At 46.5% G+C, this 10,834-nt stretch carries 6 protein-coding genes, 1 tRNA gene, 1 other RNA gene and 1 riboswitch; of the genes, 6 read left to right on the top strand and 2 right to left on the bottom strand.

The annotated features are described in order from the left end of the window. Positions 1–107: 107 nt before the first annotated feature. On the bottom strand, positions 108–620 hold the full coding sequence (locus A3GK_RS0104315; protein WP_018028255.1) for an META domain-containing protein: 513 nt from the start codon (positions 618–620) through the stop codon (positions 108–110). A 20-nt stretch (positions 621–640) separates the two neighbouring features. Next, positions 641–1,957, bottom strand: a complete 1,317-nt coding sequence (locus tag A3GK_RS0104320; RefSeq protein ID WP_018028256.1) for a UDP-glucose dehydrogenase family protein — start codon at positions 1,955–1,957, stop codon at positions 641–643. Between the two features lie 405 nt (positions 1,958–2,362). Next, positions 2,363–2,588: riboswitch (cobalamin riboswitch) on the top strand. A 64-nt stretch (positions 2,589–2,652) separates the two neighbouring features. On the opposite strand from A3GK_RS0104320, the gene A3GK_RS0104325 reads away from it, so the two are divergent. From A3GK_RS0104325 to A3GK_RS0104345, 6 genes are all read left to right on the top strand, one after another. Further along, positions 2,653–4,806 (top strand): TonB-dependent receptor plug domain-containing protein, encoded by a 2,154-nt coding sequence (locus A3GK_RS0104325; RefSeq protein WP_018028257.1) that lies wholly within the window; start codon positions 2,653–2,655, stop codon positions 4,804–4,806. Between the two features lie 29 nt (positions 4,807–4,835). Continuing rightward, positions 4,836–5,843, top strand: a complete 1,008-nt coding sequence (locus tag A3GK_RS0104330; protein WP_018028258.1) for a sirohydrochlorin cobaltochelatase — start codon at positions 4,836–4,838, stop codon at positions 5,841–5,843. Between the two features lie 608 nt (positions 5,844–6,451). Continuing rightward, positions 6,452–6,837: RNase P RNA component class A (rnpB, locus tag A3GK_RS11000), an RNA gene on the top strand. A gap of 37 nt (positions 6,838–6,874) precedes the next feature. Further along, positions 6,875–8,311, top strand: coding sequence for a YihY/virulence factor BrkB family protein (locus A3GK_RS0104335; RefSeq protein ID WP_018028259.1), 1,437 nt, complete (start codon positions 6,875–6,877; stop codon positions 8,309–8,311). 138 nt (positions 8,312–8,449) lie between these two features. Next, entirely contained in the window at positions 8,450–10,579 is a 2,130-nt protein-coding gene (locus A3GK_RS0104340) for a peptidylprolyl isomerase (protein ID WP_018028260.1), read from the top strand. Between the two features lie 173 nt (positions 10,580–10,752). After that, positions 10,753–10,827 (top strand) — tRNA-Val (locus A3GK_RS0104345). The last annotated feature ends 7 nt before the right edge of the window (positions 10,828–10,834 follow it).

A 10,834-nucleotide genomic window follows, 5' to 3' on the forward strand; every position in this document is an offset into this window, starting at 1 on the left:
ACTATCTGCAAATATACCCATTTTTACCGACCTTCTCTCTATAATAAAAGGCAGTCTCGGCTTAATGTCAAGACTGCCTTTTTTGTTGCTCATAAAGCAAATGAGAGTTACTTGCGTACGAGTGTAGCTAGAGGCTTGCGGAAATCGTCAAGTAGATAGAGCTCACCATTTTCAGAGATGGTAAAGTGCTCAACCTTATCGAGTAGCTGAGTGAATTGCTTCTCAATATCCATATGCTCGCAGAGGGCTAGGGTGCCAGCAAGGTCATCGAAGTCGATCTCCGTGGCATCATAGTCATCATCGGTTGGGTCGTCAAATTCAAGGTTGCCCATGTAGTCATTGCAGCCAAAGTTGCCTGCGAATCGATTCTTGGCAATGTCAAAAGAGAGGGTGAGGCTCACCTCAGTCATCTCCGTCTTCCCGATCTTTTGGACAGTCCACTCGCCCTCGAGTTGCTCCTTAGGAACAGCCTTAAAGAAGTCCACTCCCTCATCTGCCACTACGGCTGTTTCAGTTGTGGTAGTGGTTGTTTGCTCTTCATTCGTCTTTTGCTTGTTACTACAGCTACTTAGAGCAAGAGCTGCGAGTGCAATTCCTAAATAGATAAGATACTTTCTCATAATCCTTTTGTTGTTATTAATTAGTTAATTCCAATTCCTTTGTATTCCAAGCCGAGAGCCTCTAGCTCCTCCGCCGGATAGATATTTCGGCCATCTACCACAAGATTTCCACGCATCAGCTCCTTGACGCGCTTCCAATTGGGGAGCCTAAACTGCTTCCACTCAGTCAGTAAGATTAGAGCATCTGCCCCCTCCACCACATCATATATATCTTGGCCATAAGCCACTTGTGCTGGTAAGATATTGCGGGCATTCTCAATGGCGATTGGATCAAAAGCGGATACCTCTGCTCCCGCCTTGATCAGCTCATTAATCACCACGATAGAGGGTGCTTGTCGCATATCATCCGTCTCAGGTTTAAAAGCTAGTCCCCATACTGCCACCTTTTTCCCCTTGAGGTCGCCTAGGAGCTCTACCACTTTTTCATAGGGGCGTAGCTTCTGCCACTCATTCACCTTATGCACCTGCTCAATAATGGTCAGTGGCCGACCGTGCTCGCGGCCAGTGCTGGCGAGTGCCTGTACATCCTTTGGAAAGCAAGAGCCCCCATAGCCACAGCCAGGGTACAAAAAGGCCTTGCCGATGCGTTTGTCCGAACCCATACCCTCCCGAACAAGAGAGATGTCGGCTCCAATTGCCTCTGCAAGGTTGGCCAGCTCGTTCATAAAACTGATGCGAGTGGCGAGCATCGCATTGGAGGCATACTTAGTGAGCTCCGAAGAGTGGATATCCATGCTGATGACACGATAATTATTAAGCAGAAAGGGTCTGTAGAGCCGATGCAACAGCTCCTTGGCATAGTCGCTTTTGTACCCCACCACTACACGATCGGGGCTCATAAAGTCTTTGATCGCTGCCCCCTCCTTTAAGAATTCAGGGTTATTTGCCATGTCTAGCTCGAGTGTTGCGAGCCCTCGCTTGGCATACCCAGCCCTTATTATCTCCTCCACCCGATCTGTAGTCCCTACTGGTATGGTGCTCTTGGTCACCACCAATAGGTGCTTGGTGGCCAATTGTCCTATCTCCTCGGCTACAGCAAATACATACTGAAGGTCGGCTTCCCCGCCCTCACCAGTAGGGGTGCCGACAGCAATAAAGAGGATGTCAACCTTATTGATCACCTCTCCCAAGTCTGTGTAAAAGGAGAGACGTCCTTGGGCTCTATTCTTAGCCACTAGCTCGGCCAGCCCTGGCTCGTATATTGGTATTTCGCCCCTTCTGAGTGCTTCAATCTTGGTTTGATCCTTATCAATGCAGCAGACATTTACCCCCATCTCCGCAAAGCAAGTGCCACTCACTAGCCCCACATATCCTGTGCCAATAATCGCAATATTCATACTTACTTCTCTACCTCGTATTTACAATAGTTGCACTAAGGTACCAAGAATATATTGATTAATCCACTATAGTAGCCCTCTACCTAGGGGTGACGCATGAGAAAGTTCTTACCGTATGGTTTATAGCAGGGGTTCTTACTATAGGGCGATTAATCGGGAGTGCCTAATCGGACGAGTCGGACAGGTCGGACGAGTCGGAGGTAGTGGTCGGGCGAAAAGTTTAGTTGCAACTAAGCGTTTGCTTTGTTGCAACTCGCCGTTTGCTTAGTTGCAACTCGTCGATCGCTTAGTTGCATCTCAGTTTTGGCTGTGATCGCCTATTCTTTTTTCTGCTGGTGGGTGGCGTGTTGCGTGTTGTGGAAAATAAATCTTAATTTTTATTGTTTTTGTGTTTCTTTTGGGTACCTTTGCAGAAAGCAGATAGGTATGGCCACTTGTGTACGATGGGTGGCTGTTTAATAGGGAATTTGGTGAGAATCCAAAACAGTTCCTGCTACCGTAATGTCTTGAGGAGGTAGGTTGCCTCCGCCTTTCAGATATTCTCTGAAGCCACTGGATTTACTCTGGGAAGGCTTTTCTATTAAAAGGGATAAGACTAAGTCGGGAGACCTGCCTACTTGCCTAGTATTTTTATGGATACTCTTGGCTCAGGAACAGGCTAGTATCCGTGTGTATTTATTTATCGTTATTATATTATGTGCTCACGTAAAAGGTGGAGTGTATGGTGCGTGTTTGGGTGCCTGCTTTGCTGTATTCTTTATGGGGTAGGTGCAGAGGCCCAGTCGCTTCCTAAGGATTCTATTCAGCTCTCGGATCAGCTGGAGGAGGTGGTGGTAACGGGTACTGGTACCCGCCACTATAGTGCGGTGGCACCGGTCCGTACAGAGGTGGTGTCGAAGCAAGATTTGATCAGTATTTCGGGGCACAATCTCGATGGTATCCTCACTACGATATCCCCTTCATTTGATGCTCTGAATAGTGGTATGGGAAGTGGAATCACTCTTGGCGGGCTAGGCAATAGCTACATTTTAGTGCTGGTGAATGGCCGCAGACTACATGGCGATGTGGGTGGTCAAAATGACCTCGGCAAGATTAGTGCTTCTATGATAGAGAAGATCGAGATCGTCAAAGGAGCAGCCTCTACGCTGTATGGATCGGATGCCATTGCGGGTGTGATCAATATCATCACCAAGGACTATACTGATACGCCACTTTCGGTGGTCAATAGTACACGCCTAGGTTCGTATGGGCAATGGCAGCAGAATAATACCATTGCGTGGGGGTACAAGACCTTTTCTAGCGTGACCCAATACTCAGGTGATAGGAGTAGTGGCTGGCAAAATAGCACGCAGGAGCTTTACCGGAAGGAGCTTTACGAAAATAGTACTACAGAGACTACTAGTGCCTTTTATAATCATCGTATCCAGCAAGAGATCGCTTGGCGACCCAATAGGCAGTGGGAGGTGCGTGGTACAGGTATGCTCTACAAAAAGCGTATTTATCACAAGCCAGGGGGTCCACGGTGGAGACAGTTTAACCTGAGATACAATGACCAGGCAGCAAGCGTGGAGACCACCTACCGACCAAGTGCCTACCAGACCTTTAATCTCTTAGCTAGCTTTGACCGACACGCCTACCACTATGATTATTACAGTCGCTACCTAGATGAGTATTTACAGCCTGAGGTCCTAGATGATGGTAGGCTACATTATGTGCCGATGCCATTTTATTATCAGCCTGGAGAGTCGTCTTTGGAGAGCGACCAACGCCAATACCTACTTCATGCCAAGGGCTCTATGTACTTTGGCACGGACCATCAAGCTACCTTTGGTGTGGAGGGGATTGTGGACCATTTGATTGCTCCCAATCGTATGCCCAATGGCTCCGGATCGGCCTATACCCTTTCGGCTTATGCTCAGGATGAGTGGCAGGTAACTCCTCTATTTAATGTCACGGGTGGCGTGAGGTATTTGTACCATAAAGCATTTGGTAGCCATATCACTCCAAAGCTCTCTCTGCAATACCGTTTTGGGGAGAGTGGGTTGCAACTCCGTGGTACCTATGGTCGAGGGTTCAAAACTCCAACCATTAAGGAGATCTACTACGAATATCAGCGGACGATGATGAGTAAACTAAGGGTCTATCTGGGTAATCCTGACCTGAAGCCTCAAGTATCAGACTACTTCTCTCTAGGCTTTAGCTATGACCCTAGCAAGAAGCTCTCTATGCACCTTTATGGCTCTTATAACCAGCTCAATAATATGATTACCCTAATCCCAGTTCCATTGCCTTCTAAATACCAAAGCGATGAAGGGCGAGAGCTAGATGGTGCCATGCAGTATATCAATGCTGAGGATGCCAAGATATGGGAGCTGGAGTATGCCATGACGTGGGCACCAGTGAAGTATCTGAAGCTCTCTATGGGCTACACGCTCACCAATACCAGTACCCATGTGTATGATTCGGAGCTCACCAAAAAGGGCGATGGCAAGCCGGTGATCGTGGAGCGGCCAATAGACGGCACCTCTAAGCATAAGGGGACGGTAGGAGCCACCTACACGCTTCGCAAAAAGCACTACGACCTTGTGGCAGGGCTACATGGTAGGCTTCAGACAGATAGATACTATGCCTACTATGGCGATGCCCCTGGCTTTGCACTTTGGAACCTCACCACTACCCACCGATTTAAGTATTGGAAGCAGTGGAATCTCCAGCTGACGCTCGGAGTAAATAATATCTTTGACTACAAGGAGACCCATCCCTATGGGCTCAACTTCGGGACAAAGACGCCTGGACGTACCTACTTCGCTACGGTGAAGATAGGCTTTGACCAGAAGAGAGATGAATAATATATTCTAATAACCTTTTAACTACAAGAATGATGAAAAAGTATTACAACTTGGTGCTGACGCTAGTCGCTCTAGCTATGACAGCAATCGCATTTACTGCCTGTGATGAGGAGGTAAAAGCTCCCACACAAAACCCAGCCGATGCTTTCCCAAAGAAGCACGACACTGCTCTACTACTAGTGACCTTTGGCTCAACCTATCCCGTGCCACAGCAAACCTTTGAGAAGCAAAAGGAGTTTTTCCAAAAGCAATTCCCCAATACCGACCTTTACCTCTCCTATACTTCTAGGATTATTATTAACCGTATGCAGGCTCAAGGAAAGGAGTTTATTCCACCTGCAATGTGGATGCAAAGCTTCTTGAAGAAGAACTACAAGAATGTCCATGTACAGTCTTTCCACGTTATCCCAGGTGAGGAGTTTACACTTCTAAGGGATGCTTATGTGAAGAAGGAGTACAACGTAAAGTTGGTTGATGATCGAAAAGGTCGTAATGATGCTGTGCTAGGTCACCCTCTTCTCTACTCTAAAGAGGATATCCAAAAGGTAGCTAAGATCCTAGTGGACGATCATAAGGAGCATATCCAGAAGGGTGAGGCAGTAGCCTTTATGGGTCACGGTAACCCTGAGGAGAACTACGAGTATGCCAACCAAAAGTATAAGATGCTAGAGCAAGAGATGCAAAAGTATGCTAAGGAAAACTACGGACATGGCTATGTATATGTAGCTACTGTGGACTATCCAGCAATGCTATTTGACTACCTCGTTGGTGAACTAAAGATGGTAGAGGATAAAGTAGCTAATAAGAAAATCCATCTACAACCTCTTATGACCATCGTAGGTGACCACGCTAATAATGATATGGCTGGAGATTACGAGAAAGGCGAGGCTGATGAAGACCAGAGCTGGAAGTGGCAATTGGAAAAGAAAGGCTGGAAGGTAGAGACACATATGAAAGGCCTTGGCGACTATAAGGAGATCAACAATATTTACCTTGAGCACCTCAAAGCGGCTATTGCTGATGGAAATAAGGAGTAACCCTCCTATTGACTGATAATGATAAGGGCGGGCACCAATTGGTGCCCGCCCTTACTCGTTTCCTCCTTTTGCATAAAGGGCAGAGCGATAAAAGAGATAGCCATTAGTTAGTTAGGCGAAATCCTTGATTATTCTATGAATATCATAGAATCTATTGGGGGCAATAAGGAGGCCTAAAAATACTGCTCAATACTATTATAGATTGTTAGGAGTAAAATCCTATTTACAGCTTGAGTATCAACAGTATTTATTCAACTAATGGCTATCAAGTTATGAACAAAAATGTACTCGCAAAGTTATCAATAATAACTCAAGAAATCAACTTTTCCCTAAACCTATTCAGGGTTACCCCTGGCGGAGTGGCAAGGGGTAACGCATTAGAAAGGTATCACCGTATGGTTTTTGGGGAGGTGTCTTTGAGAAAGGACCTCTCCGAGGTCCTTTCTCGCTTGTCTAGTACAAGCTATCCATATTAAGGCTGTAACTTAAGTTTATATTTCTAATGCGTAACCCCTGCGCATGGGTTCAAGTGGTGTCGTAACAATTTGGTATCTTTGCAACGGCTTTAGGAGCTTTTATTTTGGAGAAACTGAGAGAGTAAGAGCGTATGAGTCCGAAAGCGTGCCGCTGGTGTAGCGTGCTACACGAGAGGAAAGTCTGGGCCACAAAGAGCACTACACTTCCTAACGGGAAGCTATCGTGAGGTAGATGAGCATAACAGAAAATAACCGCCACGTGGCTTTGCACTGAGTGCAAACTTCACAGGTAAGGGTGAAAAGGTGGGGTAAGAGCCCACCGAGCTGATAGTGATATCGAGCTGCAGTATGCATTGTGGGTGGAAAGGTCGCGTATACCAGCGCTTGTAGGGTGGCTCGCCCGATGCTGGGGGGTAGACCGATAGAGCCTAGGGGTGACTCTAGGTCTAGATAGATGGCAAGCAGCCTTATCCCTAGGGAGAAGGCAGACAGAACCCGGCTTATTGAGGACTCATACGTTTTTTCTTTACTCATTATATATATAGGAAGTATTGAATGAGAAATCAAGAGGAGGATATCAACCAAAGGCTGGAAAAGATCCAAGAGGAGAGAAGTAAGAGGGAATCAAAAAATTCCGTCTTTAATCGTCTCGGCAAGTGGTTTGGCAATGCCTATAATTTTATCACGAGTGATATGTGGCGGCTTTATGACGCCGAGATGAAAGGGGTGTCGGGCTTTTTCGTGCGTATCCTAAGGGTGCTTTATATCTCAGTAAAGGAGTTTATCGATGGGTCGGTGGCCCAGAAGTCCTCCGCCCTCACTTATACCACGCTACTGGCATTGGTGCCTACGCTCGCTATTATCCTTAGTGTGGCCGCTGGCTTTGGGATGCAGGCCTCGGTGCAGCGTGCCCTCTACGATGCTTTCCCAGCCCATCAGATGGAGCTCACTACAGCCTTTGATTTTGTGGAGTCGTACCTAGCTGAGATCCAGAGTAGTGTGCTAATTATTGTGGGTCTTATTGTGTTGATCTATACGGTATTTAGTATGCTACTGACGGTGGAAAGTGTTTTCAACCAGATTTGGCAGATCAAAGACTCTCGCTCTATTAGCAAGAGCCTAATTGGCTACTTTGCCGCCATTGTGATCGTGCCTATCTCGCTGATTGCCATCTCATTTTCCAACATCTTTATCGGCTCGCTTAGTTCTATTGAGCTACTTGGTACGATTAGTATTACTCCAGTTGTCACCACGCTACTGAAGGTGCTTCCTTTTGTGGTGATTATATTGATTCTTACCGCCCTCTATATGCTACTCCCCAATACGCGGGTGAAGTTTCTACCCGCTTTTGCTTCGGCGGTCTTGGCTGGAGCAGCTTTTCAGATTTTTCAGATGGTCTATATCTCGGGGCAGTTATGGGTTTCTAAGTACAATAGCATCTACGGAAGTGTCGCTGCGATCCCCCTACTGATGCTCTTTATGCAATTCTCGTGGACCATCATCCTCTTTGGGGCACAGCTGAGCTATGCTATACAAAATGTAAAGCAATATGTATTTAGGAAGGAGAGTGAGCGCATTAGCCGACGCTTTAGAGACCTTGTAGCCCTGATCATTATGAAGAAGATATGCAAGGCCTTCAGGCACGAGGGTGAGTCGTATAGTGCCGATCTACTAGCGGGTGAGACCGACCTGCCGATAGTGATTGTGCAAGATACTCTAGATAAGCTAGTTGCCTGTCGCCTTCTAGTGGCAATAGAGTCGAAAAAGTCCAGCCAGCCTGTTACCTATGCACCTGCCTCTGAGATCACTTCTATTACGATCAAGAGGGTGCTCACAGCGATGGATCGACTTGGTTCGGAGAACTTCCGAATGGATATTTACGATGAGTATGCCCAGGAGTGGGAGGCCATACGATTAGCTAGACAACTACCCTTTACTGAGCTCGAACAACCCGTAGTAGACATTGATAATATCAAGGGAATGGGGGAGTAGAGATAAATTCGTAAGAAAGGATATTTGATATAGTCCTAAAAAATTGCTAACTTCGCAAACCAAATGGGTACACTTCGAAATAGGGTGCACCAACGGTGACGATAGATGTGGAACATGTAAACAAACATTAGTATATATATGGCAGTATTAGAAAAGATTAGAAGCAGGGCAGTCATCCTAGTGATAGCCATCGGCTTGGGTCTCTTTGCCTTTATCTTTGGGGATGTGGGCAATTGGTTTTCGTCGCTTTATCGCGACAGCGAGATGGATGCTTTCATCGTCAATGGCAATAAGGTGAAGATCCAAGACTATGAGCAGGCAGTGAGCCAAACAATGGAGCAGTACAAGCAGATGAACCGCAACCTAAGTGAGGCGGAGACTCAGCAAGTACGCAATATGGTCTATCAGACAATGGTGAGCAAGCAAATACTCTCCGAAGAGGCTGATAAGATTGGTCTCACAGTGACTCCTGCAGAGACATTTGACCTAGTGCAAGGGGATAATCTATCTCCAATGATCCTACAGAGTGGGCTATTTACCAATCCCGAGACGGGGCTCTTTGATAGGGCTGCTCTTCTCAATTTCCTTAAGCAGATCAAGACAAAGGGAGCCACTCCTCAAGAGCAGGCACTTATTGATCAGTATAAGGCCATTTGGGTACAGCTAGAGGATGATATTCGCTCTAATAAGCTAGGTGAGAAGTACACTAGTCTGATATCGGGTGCCGTAGTAGCCAACAAGCTAGAGCTAGCCTACTATACCAAGGCTAATAGCGTAGCGGCGGACCTCGCGTATGTACAGCAAAGCGTAGCTCAAGCGCCTGATGCAGATGTCCAAGTGACGGACGCAGATATCAAGGCTTATTACGATAGCCATAAGGAGCTATTTGCTTCACAAAATGGCGGTGCTGACCTAGATGTGATCTATGCTACTATTACTCCATCGGCTAGCGATGTGGAGTCGGCGAAGAGTGATATTGCCGAGGCGGAGAAGGCACTTAAGGCGGGCGAGAACCCAGCCAACGTTTTGGAGGACTACTCTGATGTGAAGTACGTTGATTACTATCTTCCAATTGGTGAATTTAATAATCCTATCTTCCCTGCTGACTTTGCTGCGTTCCTTGAGTCGGCTCCAGTAGGAGAGGTTTCTCAGGTTTATGACCTTGGACAGTCTGTAAGTGTGGCAAAACTATTGGATAAGAAGGTTTCGCCAGAGATGCTGAGAGTAAGCCACATCATGCTGGCACCTGCACAAGCTGGTCAGCCAACTGTGGATAGCCTTCTCACTGTATTGAAAGCCGATCCAAGTCAATTTGCCACTTTGGCTGCTAATTATTCGATCGATACCAATACCAAGACCAATGGTGGAGAGATCACTTGGCTCAATGAGGCCACTGCAGCTCAATATCTAGGCGAAGACTTTAGCGATGCTATTTACAAGGCAACCGTTGGAGTGCCCTTTGCATTTAAGTCGCAATATGGTGAGCATATTGTGCTTGTAAACGAAGCTAAGGACAATGTGTCTAAGTACAAGGTGGCCTTTGCACAGCGAAATATCGTGGCAAGCAATGAGACACAGACTGCTCTCTACAATGATATCAGTAGCTTCATTGCTCAGAATATGGATAAAGATATTGATTCATTGGCACTCAATAAGGGATATCAGGTGCTTCCAAATGTTAAGGTGAGTGCAGACCAGCCTATGCTTACTCAGGGCATCGAGAATAGCCGTTCGCTAGTTAAGTGGGCAATGTCGGCTAAGCCAGGCGAGGTCAGCGATATCACGGAGTGTGGAGATAAGTGGGTATTTGTGCGTCTCAACTCTTCATTTACCGATAAGGTGATCCCACTAGCAATGGTAAAGGATCAAGTAACTGATATCGTACGTGACGAGAAGAAGGTAGAGGCAATGTATGCGCAACTCACAGGTGCTAAGTACAGCAATCTCGAGGCCTTTGCAGAGCAGCTACATAGCCAGGTCGACACCCTCAGCACGGTGAAGTTCAATACTACACGATTGGCAGGTATCGGCTACGAGCCAGCTATCAATGCTGCAGCTGCTTATGCTCCAGTAGAGAGTCTACAACCACTCAAGGGAGTGCGTAGTGTCTACCTCGTTAAGGCTCTGAATCGTACTGAGGATCCTGCTACGGAAGCAGATACTAAGGGGCTACTCGATGCTGAGCGTAAGGGCATAGTTCGCTCACAGGCACTTACCTATATTATCCAGAAGTCGGATATTAAAGACCGCAGATACAAGTTTCAGTAATCTTTAATCCGACACTTGTAAATACATAGAGACACCTTAGACCTAGGTCTAGGGTGTCTCTCATTTTATATTCAACTTATATTCTACGTGACTCAAAAAACATTGGCGACTTCTTTGGTAGATTGAAATATTTATAGTACCTTTGCAAAGCTAAAGCAAAAAGAAGATATATCGGATCCTTAGCTCAGTTGGTTTAGAGCATCTGCCTTACAAGCAGAGGGTCGAAGGTTCGAATCCTTCAGGGTCCACTCACTA

This window comes from Porphyromonas somerae DSM 23386 (genome assembly GCF_000372405.1).
Lineage (GTDB): Bacteria > Bacteroidota > Bacteroidia > Bacteroidales > Porphyromonadaceae > Porphyromonas_A > Porphyromonas_A somerae.